Source organism: Pseudomonas hormoni (assembly GCF_018502625.1).
Classification (GTDB): Bacteria; Pseudomonadota; Gammaproteobacteria; order Pseudomonadales; family Pseudomonadaceae; genus Aquipseudomonas; species Aquipseudomonas hormoni.
Window position 1 is genome coordinate 1,942,573 of the sequence record NZ_CP075566.1, and the last position, 24,907, is coordinate 1,967,479.

At 61.5% G+C, this 24,907-nt stretch carries 23 protein-coding genes and 1 pseudogene; 17 read left to right on the forward strand and 7 right to left on the reverse strand.

What is annotated here, in order from left to right; genetic code table 11:
• Positions 1-10: 10 nt before the first annotated feature.
• From KJF94_RS09150 to KJF94_RS30155, 10 genes are all read left to right on the forward strand, one after another.
• Positions 11-2,098, forward strand: a complete 2,088-nt coding sequence (locus KJF94_RS09150) for an acetate--CoA ligase family protein (protein WP_214382758.1) — start codon at positions 11-13, stop codon at positions 2,096-2,098.
• A gap of 32 nt (positions 2,099-2,130) precedes the next feature.
• Complete coding sequence (locus KJF94_RS09155) at positions 2,131-2,832, forward strand: NAD(P)H-dependent oxidoreductase (RefSeq protein ID WP_214382759.1); 702 nt, start codon at positions 2,131-2,133, stop codon at positions 2,830-2,832.
• Between the two features lie 43 nt (positions 2,833-2,875).
• Positions 2,876-3,511, forward strand: a complete 636-nt coding sequence (locus KJF94_RS09160) for a TetR family transcriptional regulator C-terminal domain-containing protein (protein WP_214382760.1) — start codon at positions 2,876-2,878, stop codon at positions 3,509-3,511.
• 87 nt (positions 3,512-3,598) lie between these two features.
• Positions 3,599-4,297, forward strand: coding sequence for a response regulator transcription factor (locus KJF94_RS09165; RefSeq protein WP_214384817.1), 699 nt, complete (start codon positions 3,599-3,601; stop codon positions 4,295-4,297).
• 177 nt (positions 4,298-4,474) lie between these two features.
• Complete coding sequence (locus KJF94_RS09170) at positions 4,475-6,109, forward strand: 5-guanidino-2-oxopentanoate decarboxylase (RefSeq protein WP_214382761.1); 1,635 nt, start codon at positions 4,475-4,477, stop codon at positions 6,107-6,109.
• Positions 6,110-6,379: 270 nt separating this feature from the next.
• Positions 6,380-8,386 carry an aminotransferase class I/II-fold pyridoxal phosphate-dependent enzyme gene (locus KJF94_RS30365; RefSeq protein ID WP_214382763.1) on the forward strand — a complete coding sequence of 669 codons (2,007 nt, stop codon included), beginning with the start codon at positions 6,380-6,382 and terminating at the stop codon, positions 8,384-8,386.
• Between the two features lie 27 nt (positions 8,387-8,413).
• Entirely contained in the window at positions 8,414-9,196 is a 783-nt protein-coding gene (locus KJF94_RS09180; protein ID WP_214382765.1) for a transporter substrate-binding domain-containing protein, read from the forward strand.
• A 157-nt stretch (positions 9,197-9,353) separates the two neighbouring features.
• Complete coding sequence (locus tag KJF94_RS09185) at positions 9,354-10,067, forward strand: ABC transporter permease (protein WP_214382767.1); 714 nt, start codon at positions 9,354-9,356, stop codon at positions 10,065-10,067.
• 5 nt (positions 10,068-10,072) lie between these two features.
• The gene (locus KJF94_RS09190) at positions 10,073-10,771 is read left to right on the forward strand and encodes an ABC transporter permease (RefSeq protein WP_214382769.1); all 699 of its coding nucleotides are present in this window, start codon (positions 10,073-10,075) and stop codon (positions 10,769-10,771) included.
• Positions 10,771-11,778 carry a DMT family transporter gene (locus tag KJF94_RS30155; RefSeq protein WP_250548250.1) on the forward strand — a complete coding sequence of 336 codons (1,008 nt, stop codon included), beginning with the start codon at positions 10,771-10,773 and terminating at the stop codon, positions 11,776-11,778. The genes KJF94_RS09190 and KJF94_RS30155 overlap by 1 nt, the downstream gene beginning before the upstream one ends.
• Here KJF94_RS30155 and KJF94_RS30160 read toward each other — a convergent pair.
• Positions 11,734-12,273, reverse strand: a pseudogene (locus KJF94_RS30160) (TetR/AcrR family transcriptional regulator); the annotation flags it as partial. The gene KJF94_RS30155 and the pseudogene KJF94_RS30160 sit on opposite strands and share 45 nt — an antisense overlap.
• Positions 12,274-12,380: 107 nt before the next feature.
• Here KJF94_RS30160 and KJF94_RS09200 point away from each other — a divergent pair.
• The gene (locus tag KJF94_RS09200) at positions 12,381-13,397 is read left to right on the forward strand and encodes a M14 family metallopeptidase (RefSeq protein ID WP_214382772.1); all 1,017 of its coding nucleotides are present in this window, start codon (positions 12,381-12,383) and stop codon (positions 13,395-13,397) included.
• 19 nt (positions 13,398-13,416) lie between these two features.
• Here KJF94_RS09200 and KJF94_RS09205 read toward each other — a convergent pair whose 3' ends face one another.
• Together KJF94_RS09205 and KJF94_RS09210 are read right to left on the reverse strand one after the other, a co-directional pair.
• On the reverse strand, positions 13,417-13,695 hold the full coding sequence (locus tag KJF94_RS09205; RefSeq protein WP_214382773.1) for a Rho-binding antiterminator: 279 nt from the start codon (positions 13,693-13,695) through the stop codon (positions 13,417-13,419).
• 1 nt (position 13,696) lies between these two features.
• Positions 13,697-13,882, reverse strand: coding sequence for a DUF2024 family protein (locus KJF94_RS09210; RefSeq protein WP_214382774.1), 186 nt, complete (start codon positions 13,880-13,882; stop codon positions 13,697-13,699).
• A gap of 90 nt (positions 13,883-13,972) precedes the next feature.
• Here KJF94_RS09210 and KJF94_RS09215 point away from each other — a divergent pair, with 90 nt between their 5' ends.
• Positions 13,973-15,193 (forward strand): helix-turn-helix domain-containing protein, encoded by a 1,221-nt coding sequence (locus KJF94_RS09215; protein ID WP_214382775.1) that lies wholly within the window; start codon positions 13,973-13,975, stop codon positions 15,191-15,193.
• Positions 15,194-15,228: 35 nt separating this feature from the next.
• On the forward strand, positions 15,229-15,861 hold the full coding sequence (locus tag KJF94_RS09220; protein WP_214382776.1) for a Vgb family protein: 633 nt from the start codon (positions 15,229-15,231) through the stop codon (positions 15,859-15,861).
• A 303-nt stretch (positions 15,862-16,164) separates the two neighbouring features.
• On the opposite strand, the gene KJF94_RS09225 is transcribed toward KJF94_RS09220, so the two are convergent.
• Entirely contained in the window at positions 16,165-17,067 is a 903-nt protein-coding gene (locus KJF94_RS09225; RefSeq protein WP_214382777.1) for a LysR family transcriptional regulator, read from the reverse strand.
• Positions 17,068-17,173: 106 nt separating this feature from the next.
• Here KJF94_RS09225 and KJF94_RS09230 point away from each other — a divergent pair, with 106 nt between their 5' ends.
• Together KJF94_RS09230 and KJF94_RS09235 are read left to right on the forward strand one after the other, a co-directional pair.
• A complete protein-coding gene (locus KJF94_RS09230; protein WP_214382778.1) occupies positions 17,174-18,571 on the forward strand; it encodes an MFS transporter in 1,398 nt (465 codons plus the stop codon).
• Positions 18,568-19,842: a glucarate dehydratase family protein gene (locus tag KJF94_RS09235; protein WP_214382780.1), complete on the forward strand. Its 1,275-nt coding sequence runs from the start codon at positions 18,568-18,570 to the stop codon at positions 19,840-19,842. The genes KJF94_RS09230 and KJF94_RS09235 overlap by 4 nt, the downstream gene beginning before the upstream one ends.
• Here KJF94_RS09235 and KJF94_RS09240 read toward each other — a convergent pair.
• Genes KJF94_RS09240 through KJF94_RS09250 form a run of 3 tightly spaced genes read right to left on the reverse strand, consistent with a single transcriptional unit; the run spans position 19,826 to position 22,195 of the window.
• Positions 19,826-20,134: a DUF7693 family protein gene (locus tag KJF94_RS09240; protein ID WP_214382782.1), complete on the reverse strand. Its 309-nt coding sequence runs from the start codon at positions 20,132-20,134 to the stop codon at positions 19,826-19,828. The genes KJF94_RS09235 and KJF94_RS09240 overlap by 17 nt on opposite strands.
• A gap of 40 nt (positions 20,135-20,174) precedes the next feature.
• Complete coding sequence (locus KJF94_RS09245; protein WP_017339266.1) at positions 20,175-20,807, reverse strand: response regulator; 633 nt, start codon at positions 20,805-20,807, stop codon at positions 20,175-20,177.
• A gap of 26 nt (positions 20,808-20,833) precedes the next feature.
• Entirely contained in the window at positions 20,834-22,195 is a 1,362-nt protein-coding gene (locus KJF94_RS09250) for a cache domain-containing protein (protein WP_214382784.1), read from the reverse strand.
• Positions 22,196-22,532: 337 nt separating this feature from the next.
• Between KJF94_RS09250 and KJF94_RS09255 the strand changes: the two genes are divergently transcribed.
• On the forward strand, positions 22,533-24,590 hold the full coding sequence (locus tag KJF94_RS09255; RefSeq protein ID WP_214382786.1) for a carbon starvation CstA family protein: 2,058 nt from the start codon (positions 22,533-22,535) through the stop codon (positions 24,588-24,590).
• A gap of 14 nt (positions 24,591-24,604) precedes the next feature.
• Complete coding sequence (locus KJF94_RS09260) at positions 24,605-24,802, forward strand: YbdD/YjiX family protein (RefSeq protein ID WP_046049791.1); 198 nt, start codon at positions 24,605-24,607, stop codon at positions 24,800-24,802.
• Positions 24,803-24,907 lie beyond the last annotated feature (105 nt).

Sequence of the window (24,907 nt, forward strand, 5' to 3'; positions counted from 1 at the left end):
GGAGAGTCCCATGTCGATCAGAGACAACCTCAAGCGTCTGCTCGCGCCGCGTCATCTGGCGTTCGTCGGCGGGCGCAGCATGGCGCGGGCGCTCAAGCGCTGCGCCGACGGCGGCTTTCAGGGCCAGATGTGGCTGGTCAACCCGCAACACCCGAGCCTGGAAGGCGTTCCGTGTGTGGCGTCGATTGCCGATTTGCCGTGTGGCCCGGACGGCGTTTTCATCGCCACCAACCGTGAACTGACGCTGAACTGTGTCGCCGAGCTGGCCGCCAAAGGCGCGGGCGGGGCGATTTGTTATGCCTCCGGCTTCGCGGAAACCGGCGAGCAGGGGATGGCGTTGCAGGAGCAACTGCTGCAAGCCGCCGGCGACATGGCGCTGCTCGGTCCCAATTGTTATGGCTTGCTCGACTACCTGCACAGCGTCGCGTTGTGGCCGGTGGCCCATGGCGGCAAAGTGGTGGAGAAGGGCGTCGCGATCCTGACCCAGAGCGGCAATTTCGCCTACAACTTGTCCATGAGCGATCGCTCGTTGCCGTTGGCCTACATGGCGTCGGTGGGCAATCAGGCGCAACTGGGCGTGGCCGAGTTGATGGACGTGCTGCTCGACGAACCACGGGTGACCGCCATCGGTTTGCACCTCGAAGGGCTGAAGAACGTCCCCGGTTTTGCCCGTGTCGCGCATAAGGCGCTGGAAAAAGGCATTCCGGTGATTGCCCTGAAAACCGGCGTGTCGCAGATCGGTGCCGAGTTGGCGTTGAGTCACACCAGTTCGTTGGCCGGTTCCGATGCGCTGTACGACAGTCTGTTCGAGCGCCTCGGCGTGATTCGCGTCAGCGGACCGGTGAGTTTCGTCGAAACCCTGAAGGCCGCGGCTTGCGGCAACTTGCCAGCGGGGCCGAGCCTGATCGCGCTGGCCTGTTCCGGTGGCGATGCGGGATTGATCGCCGACTACGCCGAACGCAATCACCTGACCTTGCCGAAACTGGACGACAGCCAGCGTGCGGAACTGGCTCAGGTGTTGCCGAGCTACGCCAATCTGGTCAATCCGCTGGATTTCACCACGGCCATCTGGGGCGACCGCGACGCCCTGGAAAAGATGCTCGAAACGGCCCTAAGTACACCGGCCGACGCGGCGCTGCTGGTGCTCGACTATCCCGCCGAATTCACCGGCGAGCGCAAGGAGTGCGACTTGCTGCTGGAGCTGTATTGCGTCCTGCTGGAGCGTCATGGCAAGACCGGTTTTGTGAGCTCGGCGTTCCCGGAATTGCTTCCGGCCACCGCCCGTGAACGCCTGCATGCCCGGGGCGTGGCGGCGCTGCAAGGGATCGAAGATGGCCTGGCCGCCTGGTCACGCGTCGCCCATTACCGCGCACGCCGGGAAGTGTTGCTGGCCGGCGGTGAATCAGCGCTGGCCCCGATCTGTCCGGATGCAAACGTGCAGCCGGGACGGTTGCTGGACGAATGGCAATCCAAACAAGCCTTGCGTCCGTTCGGCCTGCCGTTGCCCGAAGCCCGGCTGTGCCGTCCGGAACAGGCGCTGGACGAGGCGCGCCACCTCGGTTATCCGCTGGTGCTCAAGGTCGTGAGTGCAGACCTGCCGCACAAAACCGAAGCGGGTGGCGTCGCCCTCAACCTGAAAGACGAGGCGGGGTTGAGCGCCGCGCTCGACACCATGCGCAGTAATCTGGCGCGGCATGCGCCGAGGCTGGCGTTCGATCAGGTCCTGCTCGAACGCATGGCATCGCCGCCCCTGGCGGAACTGATCGTGGGGATCAAACGGGAAACCGGCTTCGGTCTGGCGCTGGTGATCGGCGCCGGCGGGATTTTGGTCGAGCTGCTCAAAGACAGTCGCAGCCTGTTGTTGCCGACCACCGACAAGGCCATTCACGATGCGCTGCTGAGCTTGCGCTGTGCGCCATTGCTCACCGGTTTTCGCGGCGGGCCGGCGGTGGATATGCCGGCGTTGGTCCGGGCGATTCGGGCGGTGGCAGATTACGCCTGCGAGAACGCCGAGCAGTTGATGGAGCTGGATGTGAACCCCTTGCTGGTCAATGCCGAAGGCGCGGTGGCCGTGGATGCACTGATCCGCCTGGCCTGAACCCTTTAATCGATTGCTATAAGGCTGACCCAATGAACGTACTGATTCTTCACGCCCATCCCGAACCGCAGTCGTTTACAACGGCGTTGCGCGATCAGGCGGTGCAGACCCTGCAAGCGCAAGGGCACGAAGTGCAAGTCTCCGACCTCTACGCGATGAACTGGAACCCGGTCGCCAGCGCCGAGGATTTCTCCGACCGGGACAACCCTGACTATCTGGTATATGCCCTTGAACAGCGCCTGGGCGTGAAGACCAAAAGTCTCGCCCCGGACATTCAGCAGGAGCTCGACAAGCTGCTGTGGGCCGATCTGTTGATCCTTAATTTCCCGATCTACTGGTTCTCGATGCCGGCCATTCTCAAGGGCTGGATCGACCGGGTGCTGGTGTCCGGCGTCTGTTACGGCGGCAAGCGTTTCTACGATCAGGGCGGCCTCGCAGGCAAGAAAGCGCTGGTCACCGTGACGCTCGGCGGACGCGAGCACATGTTCGGCGAAGGCGCGATTCACGGTCCGCTGGAAGACATGCTGCGACCGCTGTTGCGTGGCACGCTGGCGTACGTCGGGCTCGACGTGTTGCCACCGTTCGTGGCGTGGCATGTGCCTTACATCAGCGCCGAAGCCCGCGAGGGCTTTCTGGTCGATTACCGTCAGCGCCTGGAAAACCTTGAGCAGGATTCGCCGTTGGTCTTCCCCCGTCTGGCGCAGTTCGACGAGGCGTTGTATCCCATCCGCTGACGCAATGTTGTACCGTCATCGATTTCGAGAGGGAAGGAGCACCATGGCCGAGGAAGCGCGTTTTTTGCGTATGGACCCCGAGTTGCGCAAGGCCAATCTGGTGGCCGCGACGCTGACGTGTCTGAAGAAGTACGGTTTTGTCGGCACCTCGATCCGCAAGATTTGCGCCGAGGCGGGCGTGTCGGTGGGGTTGATCAGTCATCACTATGCCGGCAAGGATGAACTGGTGGCGGATGCCTACCTGCACATTACCGGGCAGGTGATGAGTCTTCTGCGCGAGTCAGTGGCGAGTGCGGGCGATGGCGCGCGACAACACTTGTCGGCGTTCTTCGAGGCGTCGTTTTCCCCACGCATGCTCGACCCCGAACTGCTCGAAGCCTGGCTGGCGTTCTGGGGCGCGGTGAAAACCGCCGACGCCATCAACCGCGCCCACGATCATTCCTATGGCGAGTACCGGACCATCATGGGCGACGCCTTGAGGTTGCTGGCGCAGGAGGAGGGCTGGGAGGCGTTCGACAGCGGTCTGGCCGCCATCGGCTTGAGCGCTTTGCTCGACGGTTTGTGGCTGGAATGCGGGCTCAACCCCAGCACGTTTACCCCGGCCCAGGGCGTGCAGATCTGCGAAGCGTGGGTCGATGGCCTGCAAATGGGTGGGTATCAGCGCTTCATCCGAAGCTGATAGCCACTTGTTGATCAACTGTTCAGTAGTCGCTAGAGTGCATTCACCGCTTCGCACAATTCCAAAAAAAGGAGCCAGGTCATGTCGGTGATGCCGTGCGTGTTGATGGTGAGTGACGATCCGCTGAACCGGGAACGGTTGCAGGCGGCGCTGATCCCGCAAGGGTATGAGTTGCACGGTGCCGACACCGCCGATCAGGCCGAGGCTTGCCTGAATCGTCTCCCGGTCGGGCTGGTGTTGCTCGATGCGCGGTTGCCGGAGGCTTTGGCTCTGACGCGTCAATGGCGAGAGCGTTCGGAAGTCGGGATTATCCTGATCGGCGATGAGGCCGAGCGTCTCACGGCATTGGAGTGCGGCGCCGACGATTACCTGATTCAACCCTGGGTCGCACGCGAATTGATTGCCCGCGCCCGCAACCTGCTGCGTCGCGTGCACCACGCCCAGCCGCTCGTACACCCCGATGGGCACCTCAAGCGTTTCGCCGACTGGACCCTCGACACAGACCGCCGTCGCCTGAAGGCCTGCGACGGTCGCGAAACCCTGCTCAGCCACGGCGAATTCCAGTTGCTCAACGTGTTCATCCGCAACAGCGGCCACACCCTGAGCCGCGACCAGTTGATGGACCAGTTGCGCAACCGCGAATGGCTGCCCAACGACCGCTCCATCGATGTGCTGGTGGGACGTCTGCGCCGCAAACTGCATGACGACCCGGCTGAACCGGAGCTGATCATCACCATTCACGGGTCAGGCTATCTGTTTACCGCCGGTGCATCGCTGGCGGCTTGAATGTTCGAAGATGTAACAGCTTTCTGTATTCGTCAGTTAAATCATATTGAAAACAAATGAATAGCGCGCATTCTTGATGTACTTTCACGATTCGGGAATGAGTTGCTTCGCTGTTGAACGAGTGTTTAATATCGACGCAATCCTCCACCACTCCAAAACAATAAAACGAGGGCTGGCATGAGCTCACAATCGACCCCGCAACCTCCATCCTCGACGCTCACCGGCGGCCAGGCCCTGGTGCGATTGCTCGCGAATTACGGCGTCGACACCGTGTTCGGCATTCCCGGCGTGCACACCCTTGAGCTGTATCGAGGCTTGCCCGGCAGCGGCATCCGTCATGTGCTGACCCGCCACGAACAGGGCGCCGGATTCATGGCTGACGGTTATGCCCGGGTCAGCGGCAAACCGGGCGTTTGCTTCATCATCACCGGCCCCGGCGTCACCAATGCGGCGACCGCGATCGGCCAGGCTTATGCCGATTCGATTCCGATGCTGGTGATCTCCAGCGTCAACCACACCGCCAGCCTCGGCAAAGGCTGGGGTTGCCTGCACGAGACCCAGGATCAACGGGCAATCACCGCGCCCATCACGGCGTTTTCGGCGGTGGCGCTGAGCACCGACGATTTGCCCGAACTGATCGCCCGCGCCTTTGCTGTGTTCGATAGTGAGCGGCCACGGCCAGTGCATATCTCGGTGCCGCTGGATGTGTTGGCCGGGGCGATCAGCCGTGACTGGAGCGCCGACGTGGTCCGTCGTCCGGGGCGCGGTCTGCCGGATATCAACGCACTGGATGAAGCGGCCCGACGCCTGCAACACGCCAAGCGTCCGATGATCATTGCCGGCGGCGGTGCGTTGGCGGCGGGTGCCGAGTTGCAGGCCTTGAGCGAACGCCTCGCCGCGCCGCTGTTCACCAGCGTCGCCGGCAAAGGTTTGCTGGCACCGGACGCGCCGTTGAATGCAGGCTCCAGTCTGTGCGTTCAGCCCGGTTGGGACTTGATCGCGCAAGCGGACGTGGTGCTGGCCGTCGGCACCGAAATGGCCGACACCGATTACTGGCGCGAGCGCTTGCCGCTGGGTGGTGAGGTGATTCGGGTCGATATCGATTCGCGCAAGTTCAACGATTTCTATCCGTGTGCCGTTGCCTTGCAAGGCGATGCGCGACAAACCCTCGCGGCGTTACTGACGCGGGTGCCGGTCGAGGCACGGGATTCGACTGAGGCCGTGGCAGCGGTGGCCGGTTTGAAAGCCGCCATCCGATCCGGTCACGGTGAATTGCAAACCATCCATCAACGCATTCTGGACCGCATCGCCACCGCGATGCCCGCCGACACGTTCATCAGTAGCGACATGACTCAACTGGCCTACACCGGCAACTACGCGTTCGCCAGCCAGAATATCCGCAGCTGGTTGCATCCCACGGGCTACGGCACCCTGGGTTATGGCTTGCCCGCGGGTATCGGCGGGAAATTCGGCGCTCCGCAACGGCCCGGCCTGGTGCTGGTAGGGGACGGAGGCTTCCTTTACACCGTGCAGGAACTGGCCACCGCCGTCGAGGAACTGGACAGCCCGCTGGTGGTGCTGCTCTGGAACAACGACGCGCTGGGGCAGATTCGCGACGACATGCTCAGCCTCGATATCGAACCGGTGGGCGTGCTGCCGCGCAATCCGGATTTTGTGCTGTTGGCCAAAGCGTTCGGCTGCACCGTGCACGAACCGCAGAACCTCGATGAGCTGGAACGCGACCTGCGGCGCGGTTTTGCCCATGCCGGCGTAACCCTGATCGAGCTCAAGCACGCCTGCGCGCTGATGTAGGAGCGAGCTCGCTCGCGAAAAACCCAAGTGCGCCGCGGTTAACCAGAAACACTGCGTCATCGATGACGTTTTTCGCGAGCAAGCTCGCTCCTACAGGGGATCTTCGTTTTCCAATTAAACGGCTCGACTGTCGTGAAAACGACCTGTTTACGCTGAACGCGAACCACGACGACTTTTCTATTGAACGACTGTTCAGCTTCGACTATGTTGGCTCCACCACCCCCGGTTGGTTGCGGGCTTGCGTTTCTTCCATTCGAACGAGGCACTGGCATGCGGTTTTCACCCTTTGTTGAGCGGATAGCAGGCGATGGCGTTGCCGCCTGGGATATTCACAACGCAGCGTTTGAAGCCAAGCGCCGGGGCGAGGATGTAATCATCCTCAGCGTTGGCGACCCGGATTTCCCCACCCCCGATTTCATCACCGATGCCGCGATCCATGCCCTGCGCGAGGGCGATACCCACTACACCGAAATCGCCGGTCGCCAGGCTTTGCGCGAAGCCATCGCCGACCGCTATGGCAAGCTGTTCGACCGTGAGCTGCAAGCATCCAACGTGATCATCGTCGCCGGTGCACAGAACGCCCTGTTTGCCACCTCGATGTGCCTGCTCACTGCCGGCGACGAAGTGATTGCCCTCGACCCGATGTACGTGACCTACGAAGCGACACTCAAGGCCTCCGGCGCCACGCTGGTGCGCGTGCCATGCTCGGCGGACGCCGGTTTCCGGCTCGATGCCGCCGTACTGGCCAAAGCCATCACCCCGAAAACCCGGGCGATTTTTTTCTCCAACCCGAACAACCCCACCGGCGTGGTGCTGACCCGCGAAGAGCTGCAAGGCATTGCCGACATCGCCATTGCCCACGACCTGTGGGTGGTGGTGGACGAGGTCTATGAGAGCCTGGCGTTCGAGCGCGAGCACCTCAGTCTGGCAGCATTGCCCGGCATGGCCGAGCGTTGCGTGGTGATCGGCAGCCTGTCGAAATCCCACGCGATGACCGGCTGGCGCACCGGCTGGATCGTCGCCGATCAAGCGCTGGTGGCCCATGCCGAAACCCTGGTACTGAGCATGCTTTATGGCCTGCCGGGGTTTGTCATGGAAGCCGCGCTGAAGGCGGTGTTGGCCCATGACGAAGTCACCCACGGCATGCGTGAGATCTACCGTCATCGCCGCGATCTGGTGGTGAACGGTTTGGCGGGTTGCCCGGGCATTTCCGTGCTCAATCCCGATGCCGGGATGTTCGTGCTGATCGATGTCCGCGAAACCGGACTGACCTCGCTGGAATTCGCCTGGCGCCTGCTGCGCGAGGCGGGCGTGTCGGTGCTGGATGCCGCCGCGTTCGGTGAGCCGGCGCAAGGTTTTGTAAGGCTCTCGTTCACCCTCGGTGAAGAACGGCTGGCCCAGGCCTGCCAGCGCATTCGCGATTTTGTCCTGGTGCTCAAGGGCGAAGCGCCGCGGCCGGTGATCGCCCGTGTTACCAGCAGTGCAGCGGTGGCGGAGCCGGTCGCGGCCAGGACCATGATCGAAGTCGAACGGTTGCACAAACGCTTCGGCAATATCGAGGTGCTCAAGGGTGTCTCGCTGACCGCCCGCGAAGGCGATGTGATCTCCCTGATCGGCGCCAGCGGCTCGGGCAAAAGTACCTTGCTGCGCTGCATCAACATGCTCGAAGTGCCGGACCAGGGGCGCATTCTGGTCGATGGCGAAAGCATTCACCTGAACCACTCACGCCCCGGCGCGCCACTGGTGTCCGACGCCAAGCAGCTGGTGCGCATTCGTTCGAGCCTGGGCATGGTGTTCCAGAACTTCAACCTCTGGCCCCATCGCACGGTGCTGGAAAACCTTATCGAAGCGCCGACCCAGGTCCTGCGTGAAAGCCGAGCCGAAGCCACTGAACGGGCCGAAGCCTTGCTGGAACGCGTGGGGCTTGCGGCCAAGCGCAACGAGTACCCGGCGTTTCTCTCCGGGGGACAGCAGCAGCGGGTGGCCATCGCCCGTGCCTTGGCCATGCGGCCCAAAGTCATGCTGTTCGATGAACCCACCTCGGCACTCGACCCGGAACTGGTCGGCGAAGTGCTTCGGGTGATCCGCTCCCTCGCGGAAGAAGGCCGGACCATGATCCTGGTGACGCATGAGATGGCTTTTGCACGCGATGTGTCTTCCAAAGTCGCCTATTTGCATCAAGGGCTGATCGAGGAAACCGGTTCGCCGGATGAAGTGTTCGTACACCCACGCAGTGAACGTTGCCGGCAGTTCGTCAACGCTCATCAGACTCGCTAACGCATCATAAAAAGACGGGAAAAAATCATGGGAAATCGACGTTTGGCAAACTGGTTGACCGGCGTGGCCTGCGTAATGCTGGCCGGCATGGGCGCGGCGCAAGCTCAGCCGATCAGGTTCGCGGTCGCAGCCGAACCCTATCCGCCGTACACCGAAAAACAGGCCAACGGTGAATGGAAGGGGTTCGAAGTCGACCTGATTCACAAGCTGTGCAGCGAAATGAAAGCCGAGTGCGAAATCAAGGAAGTGGCGTGGGACGGGATCATCCCGTCGCTGCTGGCGAAGAAGATCGACGTGATTTTTTCCTCCATGTCGGTGACCGAAGAGCGTGAGAAACAGATCGCTTTCAGCAAGGCGTATTACGACTCGGTGATCGCGATTGTCGGGCCGAAAGACGCTTCGGTGAAAAAGTACCCGGATGACCTCAAGGGCAAGACCATCGGCGTGCAGAACTCGACGGTGAGCGCCAGCTACCTGAAGACCTACTACGAAAAGATTGCCGACGTTAAGTACTACGACACCCAGGACTCGGCCAACGCCGACCTGATTGCCGGTCGTATAGACCTGATGATGGCGGACGGCACGGCCATGGCGGCTTTCGTCAAGACGCCCGACGCCAAGGACCTGGCCTACCTCGGCGCGGTGCCGTATGACCCGATCTTCGGCAAGGGCGTGGGCGCCGGTCTGCGCAAGGACGACACCGAACTCAAGGCCAAACTCGACAAGGCGATCGCCTCCTTGCTGGCCAGCAAGGACTACGACGACCTCTCTGAGCACTACTTCGGTACCAGCGTGAAACCTGCGTTCTGACGCCAGGGGCTGAACTCGGTTTGTATGGCAAACACATACCCCTGTAGGAGCGAGGCTTGCCCGCGAAGGGGCCCTTGAAGCCGCCAAAAGCTTCGCGGGCAAGCCTCGCTCCTACAGGGGGCGGTGAAGTTTTCAAGACCGTCGACGGGAGAAAGAAATGCCAGCCATGTTCGAATTGATCAATTTCAGCGAAACGGGATGGGGCGGCGCCTTGCTGAAGGGGCTGTGGATGACCCTGCAGATATCCGCCGGCGCCTTTGCACTCGGGCTGGCCATCGGGCTGGTCGTCGCCTGTCTCAAATTGAACGCGCCGCGGCCGATCGCAACGCTGATGCGCGGCTACACCACCCTGTTCCGCGCCGTTCCTGAGCTGTTGCTGATCCTGTTGCTGTACTACGTCGGCTCCATGCTGATCAACTCGCTGATGGCCGAGCTGGGTTACGGCGTGGTCAATGTCAGCGGTCCGCTGGCGGCAATCGTTGTGCTGGGGCTGGTGCAGGGCGCGTACGCCTCGGAAATTTTCCGCGCCGCGATCCAGGCGATTCCGTTCGGCCAGATCGAGGCGGCGAAGGCGTTCGGCCTGAGCGGGTTCGGCCTGTTCCGGCGCGTCACGCTACCGATCATGGCGCCCTACGCGATGGCCGGGATGGCGAACCTGTGGATCAACCTGATCAAGGACAGCGCATTGATCAGCGTGGTCGGCACCAACGAGCTGTTGTACACCGCCAAGCAGGGCGCGGGTTCGACACGTCATTATCTGTTGTTCTACCTCACGGCCGCGGCGATGTATTACGCGGTGACGCTGGTGTCCAACTACCTGTCGGGACGGCTTGAGCGACGCATTCGTCGCTGGATGCCATTGGTCGAGTGATTGAAATGATTCCAGCGTGGATAGTTGAATACGCGGCGCTGTTGGGCCGAGGCCTGCAAACGACCATTACCCTGCTGTTGCTGTCCAGTGTGTTCGGTTTCCTGTTGGCCATCCTGGTGGCGCTGGCCCGGATCTCGAAATACAAAGTGATCGCCCGGGCCAGCCTGTTCTACACCAGCGTGTTTCGCGGCACACCGTTGTTGATCCAGATCTACATCTTCTATTACGGGCTCGGCAGCCTGTTTGCGCAGTTCCCGTTGATACGCGGCAGCTTCCTCTGGCCTTATTTGCGCGACGGTTATTGGTACATCGTGTTTGCCCTGGTGGTGTCGATGGGCGCTTACGTCGGTGAAGTGATTCGCGGCGGCCTGCTGGCGGTGCCGAAAGGCGAAATTGAAGCCGCGTCGGCGTTTGGCATGACCTCGCGTCAGTCCCTGTTGCGCGTGCGGTTGCCCCGCGCCATGCGCTTGCTGTTGCCGACGCTGGCCGGGGAGACCGTGATGTTGCTGAAGTCCACGGCGCTGGCTTCGACCATCGCGGTGATCGATCTGCTGGGCGCTGCCAACGTGGTCCGGGCGCAGACCCTGCAAGTGTACGAGCCGTTGCTGCTGGTGGCCGGTGTCTACGTTTGCCTGACCTTCCTGATCGAGGCGCTGTTTGCCTTCGTCGAACGGCGCGGAACGCCCGTGCGCAGGTCGGCGTAATGAATGCGCCACGGATCGTCGACCGCTCGCTGCAGGGCATTGGCCTGTGCACGTTGGGCTACGCGTTCCTGGCGTTGCAGGACGCCGGCATCAAGTGGCTGGTGGCCGATTATTCGGTGGTCAGCATTCTGTTCTGGCGCAGCCTCGTGGTGGTGGTCGCCTGTTTGCTCGCTGGGCGTTCGCGACTGGTGCAGCGTGCCTGGCGTTCGCCGAGCCGGCGCTTGCTGGTGGTGCGCGGCTTGCTGTCGATTGTGGCGTGGCTGCTGTACTACACGGCGGCCCGGGACCTGACGCTCGCGGAGATGACCACGCTGTATTTTTCCGCGCCGATCATGGTCACGGTGCTGGCGGCGGTGATCCTTAAGGAACGGGCCAGCGGCTGGCAGTGGTTCAGCCTGGTCATCGGTTTCGTCGGCGTGATCATCGCCTGTCGCCCGAGCAACATGGCCGACCCGTTGCCGATCGTGCTGACGCTGTTGGCGGCAATGTGCTGGGCGTTCACCTACATCCAGTTACGGCAGGTCGATGACCAGACGTCGGTGCTGGAGCAGATGCTGATCACCAACGTGGTGTTTGTGATTTGCATGACGGTCGCGTTGCCCTGGACTCACACACCGGCGCCGACCCCGGCCTGGCTGGGCATGCTCGGCGCCGGGCTGGTGGGCGGCATCGGTCAGTTCCTGTTGTTCGCCAGTTTCCAGCGCGCCACCGCGACCGTGCTCGCGCCGTTCGAGTACACCGGGCTGATCTGGGCGTTCCTGCTGTCGAGCCTGATCTGGGGCACGTTGATGGATGTGTCACTGATGATCGGTGCCGGGCTGATTGCGGTCAGCGGCACCCTGGCCATGATCTTCGGTCGGCACCCGGCACAGGACGTCGTCGGTGCTGAATGCTCCGTGACGCAACCCCTTTACCCAGCAACGACTGATGTGCAGGCCGTTGGCGGGGCTGAAGGTCTCGGGGTTCAGGCACCACTCGAGCCAGAGTCCGTCGAGCATCGCCGATAAACCAATGGCGGCCAGGCGCGTGTCGTGGATCACGAAGCCTTCGCTGGCAGCCAGGTCATCCAGCAGTGTGCGCAACAGATCGAGGTAGTCACGGTAGCTTTTTTCGTGGGACTGGCTGACGTAGTCCGAATGACGGATCAGGCTCCAGAACACCACCCAGACACCGAGCAGTTTCGGGTCCATGACCCGAGGTGAAAACGAGCCGACGAGGAAGGTGTCCATTTTTTCCGCGGGTGTACCGGCCTGCTGGATTTCCTGGAGCAGGGCGGCGGTCAGTTCGCTGGCGAGCTTCTGGTAAGTGTCGGCGATCAACGCATCGATGCTGCCGAAATGATGATTGAGCAGGCCGACGGACACCCCGGCCTCGGTGGCGATACGACGCACGGAAATCCCGGCGTGGCCGTCGCGGGCCAGGCAGCGCAGGGTGGCGGCGACCAACAGTTCGCGGCGCTCGTCGGGTTCAACGCGGCGGTATTTTGGAGAGTCGGTGGTCACAACGAAATCCTTGGGTGCGGTGCCAGGTTGGCGAGCTTAGTTGAACGTGCGTTCAAGATCCAGTGTTGGCAACCGCAGTTTTAATGATCAGGACGGGAGGGCAGGCAATGGCGCAGGATATTTCGTTCAGTGTTCGCAACAACAATGGCGACGCAGTGCAAGTCGGTGCCTGGCGTTTCGAAGGCGACGGCAGTGGGCCGACCGTGCATTTGCAGGCGGGGGTTCACGCCGATGAAATCGCCGGGATGCTGGTGCTGCATCTGTTGATGCAACGGTTGCGGTTGGTGGAGGCCGAGGGCCGGCTGAAAGGCCACATCACGGTCGTGCCGCAGGCCAATCCGCTGGGCATCGGGCAGTTTCGCCAAGGGCGGATTCTCGGGCGCTTTCACGACGCCACCGGCCACAATTTCAACCGTGGGTTCGACCAGTCGGCCGCCATGCCCCGGCCTTCAACCAATGTTCAGGAATGGCAGAAAAGCCTGGTGCAACTGGCCGCCACGGCGGACGTGATGCTCGATCTGCACACGGATGACGAAGCCTTGCCGTACCTCTACGTGCACCGCAGCTTCGGGCCACGGGGCCGCGAACTGGCGGCGGCGATGAAGATGGACGTGGCGATCATCTGGGATGACGGCGGTGACGGTTCCTTCGAGGAAACCATCATTGCCCCCTGGCTGCGCGACGGCATCACGGACCGGCACATGGCCGCGACCCTGGAGCTGCGCGGGCAGGGCGATGTCAGCGACCGGTTTGCCAAGCAGGATGCCGAGGGGCTCTATGTCTGGCTGTGCAGCCGCGGGGTCATAGATGAATCGTTGGCGGTCAGTGACTGGCCCGTCGAAGTCAAGGAAATGGGGCAAATGGAGACCCTTCTCGCGCCGCAGCCAGGCGTGCTGATCTTCGAAAAAGACCTGGGCGATTTCGTCGAGGAAGGCCAGCGCTTTGCCCGCATCCTGGGACGACCCGGCGATCCGTCCTCCGAAGTGGTGCTGCACGCGGAACAGGCGGGACGCATGGTCACGCGCTATCGCGATCGCCTGGTTTCCCAGGGCATGGTGGTGGCGAAATTCACCGGCAGCCGAACGTCGCGCAATTGGAGCGGCGGCTTGCTCGACCCGAACTGAAGATCGAGCATTCCAAGTGCTAAAACGAGCAGTTGGCGCCCTGTAACACCACGCGCCCAAACTGCGCATTGTCGTCGAGCGGCGTCACGGCCAGCAGTTGATCCAGCCGGATTTCCTGTTGGCCGTCAGCCATTTCAACGCAGAGAAATTCTTCCTTTTCGCTGGAAGTTCGCGTCGTTAGCGCTCTGGCCGTCAGGCTTTCGCCATCCACCAACTCGACAAGCAGTCGATAACCGCGCAGGCAGGCGATTTCCAGATAGTCGTGCAGATCACAATCCAAAGGCTGATACGCCTTCATGTCATTTCTCCTCACAGCCTTGCAGCTTGATGATGCAGTGACCTTGCTTGGGGATCGCCTCGGCCACCACCGGATCAGTGGGTTCAACGTGGTAGAACCGGCATTCGTTCCGGGAAATATCTTCGTCCTGAATGCTCTGTTCATCAAGGGCGTTTCGGGCTGCTCGCGAAGAGGCCCAATCAAACACAAAAAATCCCGGCCCCGTCTTCATCTTCCCCCGCGACTAGACTAACCAGGGTCATCGAACGGCAGGAGCGGCAGCAGTGGGGCAACTCAGATGGACTCGTTGATCACCGCGGCAGCGCGGGCACTGGCGGCGGGTGATCCGCTGGGTGCGCTGGACCGGATCGCGTTGCGTGACGACGCGCCAGCGCTCGCCTTGCGCGGCATTGCGATGGCGCAACTCGGCGATCTGGTTCGGGCAAAGGCGCTGGTGAAAAGTGCGGCGCGTGCATTCGGGCCAAAGGAGGCGTTGGCACGGGCGCGGTGCGTCGTGGCCGAGGCCGAGATCGCCCTGGCTTCGCGAGACCTGGGCTGGCCGGTGAAAGCCCTTGAGGCGGCGCGGATCACGCTTGAGGCGCACAGTGACCGGGTCAACGCTGCTCATGCGCGCTATCTGCAGATTCGGCGATTGTTGCTGATCGGGCGGCTCGACGAGGCGGATGTTCTGCTGGCCCCGCTGGATCCTGCACCGTTGCCGCCGGCTCTGCGTGCTGCCCATGAGCTGGTGGTGGCGGGGATTGCCATCCGGCGGCTGCAATCGCAAACGGCTCGGCATGCCCTGACAAGGGCCGAGCATGCTGCGCGTGAGGCTGGTATTCCGGCGCTGACAGCAGAAGTCGAAAACGCATTCCTCGTACTCGACACCCCGGCAGCGTGCCTGATTGTCCATGGCGAAGAGCGGCCTTTACTGCTGGAAGAAGTTGAAGCCTTGCTCAGTTCAACCTCGCTGGTGGTCGACGCCTGCCGGTATGTTGTGCGCGGCGCCGGCATGTCGGTGCCCCTCGCCACGCGCCCCGTGTTGTTTACCCTTGCTCGCGCGTTGGCCGAAGCCTGGCCGGGCGACGTGTCGAGGGAAACACTGATCCGCCGGGCGTTCCGCCTGAAGCTCTCGGACGAGTCCCACCGGGCACGGCTGCGCGTCGAAGTCGGGCGCCTGCGCGCGGCGCTGAAACCCTTGGCCGGTATCATCGCCACCCAACACGGGTTTGCGCTGGTGGCGCTGGTTTCATCCGACGTCGTGGTACTGGCGCAACCGGTTGAGGAGAAGTATGCGGCGCTGTTTGCCTTCCTCGTCGATGGCGAATCCTGGTCGAGTTCGGCGCTGTCGTTGGCCCTCGGCACCAGTCAGCGCACCGTGCAGCGTTCGCTCGACACACTGGCGGCGGCCGGCAAGGTGCAGTCATTCGGGCATGGACGGGCGCGGCGCTGGATGACCCCGCCGATGCCGGGTTTCGCGACGACCTTGTTACTCCCGGCGCCCCTGCCGAGTGACTAGGATGAACGCCACGAACCCCTGAAGAGGAAACCGAGATGAAACACTCAACCGCAGAAATCCTCCGTGAATACGGCCCGTTCACCGGTGTCGACAGTGTGCATGGCGTGACCTGGGACGGTGAGCGCGTCTGGTTTGCCAGTGGCGAAAAACTCATCGCCCTCGACCCGAAAAGCGGCAAGACCTTGCGTTCAATCGATGTCACCGCGGATGCGGGCACGGCGTTCGATGGCCAGCACCTGTTCCAGATCGCCGCCGACCGCATCCAGAAAATCGACCCCCAGACCGGCAAGGTGCTCAATACCATCCCTGCACCGGGCGGCGGTAATGATTCCGGGCTGACGTGGGCTGAAGGTACGCTGTGGGTCGGCCGGTATCGTGACCGGAAAATTCACCAGATCGATCCCGAGACCGGGGCGATTTTGCGCACGATCGAGTCCAATCGCTTCGTCACCGGAGTGACTTGGGTTGAAGGGCAACTGTGGCATGGGACGTGGGAAGGGGAGGAAAGCGAGTTGCGCCGCGTGGATTCGGAAACCGGGGAAGTGCTGCAAAGTGTCAGGATGCCGGCCGGTGTCGGTGTATCGGGACTCGAATCCGATGGCGGCGATCAGTTCTTTTGCGGCGGTGGTGGCAGTGGAAAGGTGAGGGCGGTTCGCCGGCCCGAATGAACTGAATCTATCCCGAATATTTCTGGTGACTGACAGGCCCTCATCGCGGGCAAGCCACGCTCCCACAGGTTTTGTGTCGTTCGCAGATGGTGAGCCACAACCAAATCCTGTGGGAGCGGGCTTGCCCGCGATGGCGCTGGTTCGGTCAACATCGATGTTGAATGTAATGACCTCATCGCGGGCAAGCCACGCTCCCACAGGTTTTGTGTCGTTCGCAGATGGTGAGCCACAACCAAATCCTGTGGGAGCGGGCTTGCCCGCGATGGCGGCCGGACAGGCGCCAACGAACTCAGGTCACGCCACTCACAACCCCCAACCCTCCCGAACAGCCGTGCGAATCCCCTCCAGCAACATCGCAAACGCCGGGTTGTCATTATTCTCCCGCCAGATCAGATGCAACTCACTCTGCACACCTTCCCCAAGGTCGATATCGCGAAACACCACATTCTTGAACACCACGCTGGTCGCGCAGCGCGGCACCAGCGCCAACCCCATGCCGGCATTGACCAGCGCCAGGATCGTCAGCGACGAGCCGAGCCATTGCACGTATTCCGGGGCGACGCGGGCCGAGCGCAGCATACCGGTCAGCAGTTCGTTGAAAGGTGGGTAGGCGGCGTGGGAGTACATTAGAAACGGTTGTGCATCGAGGTCGTTGACCGACACGATTTCCGCACTGGCCAGCCGATGATTGCTCGGCACCGCCAATACAAACGGCTCGCGCACCAGGCATTCGGTGGCGTAGCCCGGTTCCAGCAACGGCGCACGGACGATGCCCAAATCGATGCGACGGGCGCGCAGGGCTTCGTGCTGCTGGTAGGTGTTCATTTCCGACAGGTCGATTTTCACGTGCGGCTGTTTGAGCCGCGCTTCGGCAATCACCTTGGGCAGGAATTCGTACACCGCGCTGCCGACGAAACTGATGTTCACCGTGCCGATGTCGCCCTCGGCGAAGCGTCGGGCGGTGGCGGCGGCTTGTTGGGCGCGCTCCAGCAGGTTCTGCGCCTCAATGAAAAAGGCGCGGCCAGCGGCGGTCAGGGCGACGCTGCGGGTGGTGCGGGTGAACAGCTCGACGCCCAGGTGGTGCTCCAACATTTGAATCTGCCGGCTGAGCGGCGGTTGCGTCATGTTCAACCGTTCGGCAGCACGCCGGAAGTTGAGCTCGGTCGCCACCGTGGTAAAGCAGCGCAGTTGGGTCAGTTCGAACATTGATCTAATCCAGGTATCAATCGAATGCCAAGTTAGATTAGACGGGATCAATGTCCGCGTCCATGATCGGCCCGTCCCTAAAAAAACAATGAACGGGAGTCGCCCCTTGAATACCCTCCAGAGTCCGCCGGACCCGACTGTGCTCACCCGCGCAGCGGCCAAGGTCAAGCGCCACGTGCTGCCGCTGTTCGTGGTGATGTTCATCGTCAACTACATCGACCGGGTCAACATCGGCTTCGTGCGCAGCCACATGGAAACCGACCTCGGCATCGGCGCCGCCGCCTATGGCCTGGGCGCCGGGCTGTTCTTCATCGGTTACGCAATCTTCGAAGTCCCCTCCAACCTGCTGCTGCAACGCTACGGTGCCCGTGCCTGGCTGACGCGCATCATGTTCACCTGGGGCGCAGCGGCCATGGCCATGGCGTTCGTGCGCGGCGAAACCAGCTTCTATGTACTGCGTTTCATACTCGGCGCGGCCGAGGCGGGTTTCTTCCCCGGCATCATTTACTACTTCACCCGATGGCTACCGTCGACCGAACGCGGCAAGGCCATGGCGATCTTCCTCAGTGGCTCGGCCATTGCCTCGGTGATCTCCGGGCCGGTGTCCGGTGCATTGCTGAACGTCAGCGGCTTCAACCTGCACGGCTGGCAGTGGATGTTCCTGATCGAAGGCTTTGCCTCGATCGTGCTCTGCGGTTTTGTCTGGTTCTGGTTGCAGTCCCATCCGCGCCAGGCGAACTGGCTGAGCGCGGAGGAAAAGGACGCACTGGTGAGCGCCATCGCGCTGGAGCAGCAGGCCCGCGAGGCCACGCAGACGGTCAAGCCGTCGATGTTCAAATTGCTGGCTGACAAACAGATCGCACTGTTCTGTTTCATCTACTTTTCCATCGCCCTGACCATCTACGGCGCCACCTTCTGGTTGCCAAGCATGATCAAGAAAATGGGCAACCTCGGCGACTTCCAGGTCGGCCTGTTCAACTCGATTCCGTGGATCATTTCCATCGTCGCGATGTACGGCTTCGCCGCCATGGCGAGCAAATGGAAACACCAGCAGGCCTGGGTCGCGTTGACCCTGGTGATTGCCGCGTTCGGCATGTTCATGTCCACCACTGGCGGGCCGATTTTCGCCTTCGTCGCTATCTGCTTTGCGGCGATTGGCTTCAAGGCCGCCTCGGCGTTGTTCTGGCCGATTCCCCAAGGTTATTTGGACGCACGCATCGCCGCGGCAGTGATCGCCTTGATCAATTCCATCGGCAACCTCGGCGGTTTTGTCGCGCCGACGGCGTTCGGTTTCCTCGAGCAAAAAACCGGTTCCATCGAAGGCGGTCTCTACGGTCTGGCGGCCACTTCATTGGTGGCGGCGGTGGTGATCTTCTTTGCCCGCACGGCACCGCGGGGCGATGCACACAGCGTGCTGAAGGCTAAACCGGTCGACACCGCAACAGCGCCAACCTCTTTAAGTCACCCCGCTTTGAAACCTGATCCAAAGGGAGCAGCCTCTTGAAAATCAAACGAGTCACCGTCACCCCCATCGCTTTCCGTGATCCGCCGCTGCTCAATGCCAGCGGGATTCACGAGCCTTTCGCGCTGCGCTCGATCATCGAAATTGAAAGTGACAATGGCTACATCGGTCTGGGTGAAAGTTACGGCGACGCGCCGGCGCTGTTGATCCAGCAACAACTGCAATCGCAACTGATCGGCCTCGACCCGTTCAACCTCAATCAGTTGCGCCGCATCGTCCAGGCCACGGTGGCGGCGAACAAACCTGCGAGCATTGCCGGTGCCGAACTGGCGCCCGGCTCACACGCCAGCAAAGCGGTGAGCAACGCGTATTCGGCGTTCGAAGTGGCGTTCCTGGATTTGCAGGCGCATTCGTTGAACGTGCCGTTGGTGGACTTGCTGGGCGGGGCGATCCGCGATGAGATTCCGTTCAGCGCCTACCTGTTTTTCAAGTACGCGCAACATGTCGATTCACCCTACAAGCCAGACAGTTGGGGCGAGGCGCTGAACGAAGAGCAGATCGTCGCCCAGGCGCGGCGGATGATCGAGGCTTATGGCTTCAAGAGCATCAAGCTCAAGGCGGGCACGTTGCCGCCGGAGCACGAAGTGTCGTGCATCAAGGCACTGAGAAAAGCCTTCCCGGGTTACCCGCTGCGCATCGACCCGAATGGCAATTGGTCACTGGAAACTTCGATCCGCATGGCTGAATTGCTGGGCGATGACCTGCAGTATTACGAAGACCCGACGCCGGGTCTGGAGGGCATGGCCGAGCTGCACAAACGCACCGGCCTGCCGCTGGCGACCAACATGGTGGTCACCGATTTCGACGAGTTTCGTCGTAGCGTCGCGTTGAACAGCGTGCAGATTGTCCTCGCCGACCACCATTACTGGGGTGGCCTGCGCGACACTCAGGCGCTGGCGAAAATGTGCGACATCTTTGGTCTTGGCGTGTCGATGCATTCCAACTCGCACCTGGGCATCAGCCTGATGGCGATGGCGCATGTGGCGGCTGCGGTGCCCAATCTGGATTACGCCTGCGACACCCATTACCCGTGGCAGGAGCCGGACGAAGAAGTGATCAAGGGTGGCAAGTTGCCGATCGTCGATGGCTGCGTGAAAATCACTCGCGCATTCGGGCTGGGCCTGGAACTGGATCACGATCAACTCGGCAAGCTGCATGATCAATACCTGACCTGCGGCATCCGCCAGCGCGATGACGTGAAACAGATGCAGCGCTACAAACCGGACTGGAAGGCGGTCAAACCGCGGTTTTGAATGCGCTTAGCAAACGCTCGATTTGTGCCAGCTCCCAGGTGCTGAGCAAACTCACCGGGTCGGTGCCGTAACGTTGCCAACTGTCGAACAGGCCGACGCGGCCGTCCGGGCTCTGGCAGCGTTGGCAGTGGCGCAGGCGGGTGCCGTCGACGTCGAGGGTTAGCTGCCAGCCCTCGATGTCGACTTGCACCAGGCCGGACTCGGACTGTACGCCCACTAGTCGCAGCGGACGAACCTCCAGCGAGGCGTCGCGCAATACCTGGTAAATCTCGCGAGTGGTCAAGGGTGGCACAGGCTGTCTCCGGCAAGTACGTGTTGGCGGTTTGCGTGGTTTACGGCGAAATGATCCCGTGATCGATCGCGTATTTCACCAGCGCCGCCGGTTTGTCGATGTTGAGTTTGCGGCGGATGCTCAGGCGATGGGTTTCTACGGTGCGCACGCTGATGTCCAGGTCGCGGGCCATTTCCTTGTTGTTCATCCCTTGGGCCATTTTGTACAACACCTGGCTTTCACGCGGTGTCAGCTCGTTGTCGGTGCTTTTATCGGCGATGAGCCGCTGGGCGATTTCAGCGCTGTAGAACGTCCCGCCGCTGGCAATGGCTTCGATGGCCGCAATGATTTCCCGTGACGGCGCGTTCTTCAGCACATAGCCGCTGGCACCTGAGCGAACGGACTCACTCACGTATTCGTAATTGTCGTACATGCTGAGCACCAGCACTTTGAGCGACGGGTACTGGCTGCGCAGCAACCGGGTCAGCTCCAGGCCGTTCATGTCCTTGAGGCTGATATCGACCAGCAACAGATCCGGCTGGCAGCGACCAACCATCTCGATGGCGTCCGCACCATTCTCGGCTTCACCCACCACTTCCAGCGGAGCCATGACAGACAGCAGCGCCTTGATCCCGTCGCGGACCAAAGAGTGATCGTCGACCAGGGCGACGCGGATCGGGGAGGGCAGGTTTATCACGGGCATTCACTCTTATTGTCAGGTCAGCGTTTTGCGCCGGGCATTTTCATCGGCAGCAGCACGTCCAGCTCACTTCTTCCCGGCATCGAGATCAGGTCGAATCGACCGCCAAAATGCTCGACACGCTCACGGATATTGCGCAGGCCAATGCCGGCGTGGAGACGTTCGACCTGGGCGACGTTGAAGCCGACACCGTCATCGACCACTGTCAGCCGTATGGATTCTTCAGACCCGTGCAGGGTAATGGAAACGTTTTTCGCCTGTGCATGGCGTTCAATATTAGTCAGGCCTTCCTGCACGATGCGGAACAGCGAGACTGCCGCGCCATCGACCAGATGGCAGTCGAATTCGTTATCGTTGTAGGTCACGGTCAGCCCGCTGCGCTGCTCGAATTCCTCGGCAAGTTGGCCGATGGCCGCGGACAGGCCCAGGGTGTCGAGCAAGGATGAGCGCAGGTCGTGAGAAAGACTGCGAACCTCGCCAATTGCGTCTCCAAGCCGCTCCGTGGCCTCTCTTAAAATACTCAAGCCTTTGTCCTGTCCGTTCTCCAGGACATGGCTGGCCAGTTCGAACTGGAACTTGATCGAGACCAGAACCTGGCTGATGCCGTCGTGCAATTCGCGGGAAACCCGCGAGCGCTCTTCCTCCTGCAGACTGACGATGCGCTGGGTCAGGCGTTGCAGTTTTTTGTCGGCCAGACGGTGTTCGCTGACATTCAGCGTCATGCCGCTGGCAAACACGAACAGCACGGCCACGAGGGCGACGGCGGCAATCGCCAGCATGGTTTTGCGGATGCCCATCGCCACTTCGTCACGGGCCTGCTGAGTGGCGCGTTCAACGTCCTCAAGGTAAATGCCGGTGCCGAGCATCCAGCCCCAGCGATCCAGCATCACCACGTAGGCGAGTTTGTCGGTCACCTGGCCAGAGGAGGGTTTGTTCCAGGCGTAGCGCTGAAAACCTTCGCCGGATTGCGCACTCTTGAGCAAGGCCTGGATCACCGGCAGGCCGTGCGGGTCCTTCATGTCCCACAGATACTGACCCACCAGATCCGATTGCCGCGCGTGCATCAGGCTGCGACCCTCGCGGTCGTACACGAAGAAGTAGCCATTGATGCCAAAGCTGAGTTTGCGCAGTTCTTCCAGCACTTGCTGCTGGGCGCGCGCATCACCGTGGCCATCGTCGTACAGCGGCGCGATCAGGCTCTGGGCCATTTCCACGTAGTTTTTCAGTTCGGCGCGCTTGCTGGCCAGAATGCTGTCTTCGATCAGCTGTGCCTGTTGATCCCCCAGTTGGCGGTTCAGGGAAATCACCAGCGCACAGATGACGGCGATCGCCAGTACCAGCGGCAGAATCCCGAGCGCGACGATTTTGTGTTTGAGCTGCATCTGGGCTCCTGTCCGGACCGGGGGAAGGCGAAGGCCGGCATCATATGCCAAAGATACGCGCGTCCAGTAGCGCTGCTGGACGGAATGACCTGTGGTTGGGATGTCAGTCAGTTGAAAACACAAACCCCCTGTGGGAGCCAGCAGGCTGGCTCCCACAGGGGTATTGCATTTCAGCTGCGAGATCGGCGGCGTCTACGTAGAACTACGTAGAGGCCGCGTACGTAGTAACGCGGATTTATTTGTGGACGGCATGCGTGGATATTGGGCCAGCTCCGCACAGCGGACACAATTATAAAAATTACCGCCGCAGTCACTGGCTGTCGGCAGGAGACACGCTATGCCCCGTCTGGCTAAACACCTCGCCTGGTTTGCCGTGGCTGTTCTGGGAGCGTTTGCGCTGAGTGTCGTGGCCTTGCGCCGCGGCGAAGCGATCAACGCCCTCTGGATCGTAGTCGCAGCCGTCGCCATCTACCTCGTCGCTTATCGCTACTACAGCCTGTTCATCGCCAACAAGGTGATGCAACTCGACCCCAATCGAGCCACCCCCGCCGTACTCAATAACGATGGTCTGGACTACGTACCGACCAACAAACACGTACTTTTCGGTCACCACTTCGCGGCCATCGCTGGCGCAGGTCCGCTGGTCGGTCCGGTTCTGGCGGCGCAGATGGGCTATCTGCCCGGCACGCTGTGGCTGATTGCCGGCGTGGTGCTGGCCGGTGCGGTTCAGGACTTCATGGTCCTGTTCATGTCCACCCGCCGCAACGGTCGCTCTTTGGGCGACATGGTCCGTGAGGAAATGGGCCGCATCCCCGGCACCATCGCGCTGTTTGGCTGCTTCCTGATCATGATCATCATCCTCGCGGTGCTGGCGCTGATCGTGGTCAAAGCCCTGGCCGAAAGCCCGTGGGGCATTTTCACGGTGATGGCGACCATCCCGATCGCGATGTTCATGGGCATCTACATGCGCTACATCCGCCCGGGCCGCATCGGCGAAATCTCGGTGATCGGCGTATTGCTGTTGCTCGGTTCGATCTGGCTGGGCGGGCAAATCGCTGCCGATCCGGTCTGGGCCAAGGCCTTCACCTTTACCGGCATCCAGATCACCTGGATGTTGATCGGCTACGGTTTCGTTGCTGCGGTACTGCCGGTGTGGCTGATCCTGGCACCGCGTGACTACCTCTCCACGTTCCTGAAAATCGGCACCATCATCGCGTTGGCAATCGGCATCCTGATCACCATGCCTGATCTGAAAATGCCGGCACTGACCCAATTCATCGACGGCACCGGGCCGGTGTGGAAGGGCGGTCTGTTCCCGTTCCTGTTCATCACCATCGCCTGTGGCGCGGTCTCGGGTTTCCATGCGCTGATCGCTTCCGGCACCACGCCGAAGTTGCTGGCGAGTGAAGGTCATGCCCGCTACATCGGTTACGGCGGCATGTTGATGGAGTCCTTTGTGGCCATCATGGCGATGGTTGCCGCTTCGGTGATCGAGCCTGGCGTGTATTTCGCCATGAACAGTCCAGCGGCCATTGTCGGCGCTGACGCTGTGTCGGTTGCTCAAACCGTCAGCAGCTGGGGTTTCCTGATTACGCCGGAAGCCCTGCAAGCGGTGGCCAAGGACATCGGTGAAACCACTATCCTGGCCCGTGCCGGCGGTGCACCGACCCTGGCAGTCGGTATCGCGCAGATCCTGCACAACATTCTGCCGGGTGAAAACACCATGGCGTTCTGGTACCACTTCGCGATCCTGTTCGAAGCGCTGTTCATCCTGACCGCCGTCGACGCTGGCACCCGTGCCGGACGTTTCATGCTCCAGGACTTGCTCGGCTCCTTCGTACCGGCCCTGAAACGTACTGATTCCTGGACCGCCAACCTGATCGCCACCGCCGGTTGCGTGGCGATGTGGGGTTACTTGCTCTACCAAGGCGTGATCGACCCGCTGGGTGGCATCAACACCTTGTGGCCGCTGTTCGGTATCTCCAACCAGATGCTGGCCGGTATCGCGCTGATGTTGGCGACCGTCGTACTGATCAAAATGAAACGCCAACGCTACGTCTGGGTGACCATGCTGCCGGCGGTGTGGCTGCTGATCTGCACCGTTACCGCAGGCTTCATCAAGCTGTTCGACGCCAACCCGGCCATCGGTTTCCTCGCGCTGGCCAAGAAGTACAGCGATGCCCTGGCCAACGGTCAGGTACTCGCACCGGCCAAGAGCATCGAGCAGATGCAGCACGTGATCTACAACGCGTACACCAACGCAACGCTGACCGCGCTGTTCCTGTTTGTGGTCTTCAGCATCCTGTTCTTTGCCCTCAAGGTCGGCATTGCCGCTTGGGGAACCAAGGAACGCACGGATAAAGAAGCGCCATTCCAGGCCCTGCCGGATGCTTGATCGAGGAGTGCAGCATGTTCAATGACCTGAGTCGCCTCGGTAAATACCTCGGTCAGGCTGCGCGCCTGATGGTCGGCATGCCCGACTACGACAACTACGTCGAGCACATGCAGACCAAACACCCGGACAAACCGGTGATGAGTTACGAGGTGTTCTTCCGGGAACGCCAGGAAGCTCGTTACGGCAGCAAGGCCGGGCCGAAGTGCTGTTGACCCGGTTGTCGGGTTAACAGCAACCCCTGTGGGAGCTAGCCTGCCAGCGATGACGGCTGAACATTCAACATCACTGTTGATTGACAGTCCGCCATCGCCAGCAGG

Excerpts from the sequence above, each read along its gene's own strand:
- KJF94_RS09170 (WP_214382761.1), top strand. The coding sequence starts at position 4,475 with ATGAGCTCACAATCGACCCCGCAACCTCCATCCTCGACGCTCACCGGC.
- KJF94_RS09185 (WP_214382767.1), top strand. The coding sequence starts at position 9,354 with ATGCCAGCCATGTTCGAATTGATCAATTTCAGCGAAACGGGATGGGGC.
- KJF94_RS09180 (WP_214382765.1), top strand. The coding sequence starts at position 8,414 with ATGGGAAATCGACGTTTGGCAAACTGGTTGACCGGCGTGGCCTGCGTA.
- KJF94_RS09255 (WP_214382786.1), top strand. The coding sequence starts at position 22,533 with ATGCCCCGTCTGGCTAAACACCTCGCCTGGTTTGCCGTGGCTGTTCTG.
- KJF94_RS09225 (WP_214382777.1), bottom strand. The coding sequence starts at position 17,067 with ATGTTCGAACTGACCCAACTGCGCTGCTTTACCACGGTGGCGACCGAG.
- KJF94_RS09150 (WP_214382758.1), top strand. The coding sequence starts at position 11 with ATGTCGATCAGAGACAACCTCAAGCGTCTGCTCGCGCCGCGTCATCTG.
- KJF94_RS09250 (WP_214382784.1), bottom strand. The coding sequence starts at position 22,195 with ATGCAGCTCAAACACAAAATCGTCGCGCTCGGGATTCTGCCGCTGGTA.
- KJF94_RS30155 (WP_250548250.1), top strand. The coding sequence starts at position 10,771 with ATGAATGCGCCACGGATCGTCGACCGCTCGCTGCAGGGCATTGGCCTG.
- KJF94_RS09260 (WP_046049791.1), top strand. The coding sequence starts at position 24,605 with ATGTTCAATGACCTGAGTCGCCTCGGTAAATACCTCGGTCAGGCTGCG.
- KJF94_RS09215 (WP_214382775.1), top strand. The coding sequence starts at position 13,973 with ATGGACTCGTTGATCACCGCGGCAGCGCGGGCACTGGCGGCGGGTGAT.
- KJF94_RS09220 (WP_214382776.1), top strand. The coding sequence starts at position 15,229 with ATGAAACACTCAACCGCAGAAATCCTCCGTGAATACGGCCCGTTCACC.
- KJF94_RS09200 (WP_214382772.1), top strand. The coding sequence starts at position 12,381 with ATGGCGCAGGATATTTCGTTCAGTGTTCGCAACAACAATGGCGACGCA.
- KJF94_RS09160 (WP_214382760.1), top strand. The coding sequence starts at position 2,876 with ATGGCCGAGGAAGCGCGTTTTTTGCGTATGGACCCCGAGTTGCGCAAG.
- KJF94_RS09205 (WP_214382773.1), bottom strand. The coding sequence starts at position 13,695 with ATGAAGGCGTATCAGCCTTTGGATTGTGATCTGCACGACTATCTGGAA.
- KJF94_RS09190 (WP_214382769.1), top strand. The coding sequence starts at position 10,073 with ATGATTCCAGCGTGGATAGTTGAATACGCGGCGCTGTTGGGCCGAGGC.
- KJF94_RS30365 (WP_214382763.1), top strand. The coding sequence starts at position 6,380 with ATGCGGTTTTCACCCTTTGTTGAGCGGATAGCAGGCGATGGCGTTGCC.
- KJF94_RS09155 (WP_214382759.1), top strand. The coding sequence starts at position 2,131 with ATGAACGTACTGATTCTTCACGCCCATCCCGAACCGCAGTCGTTTACA.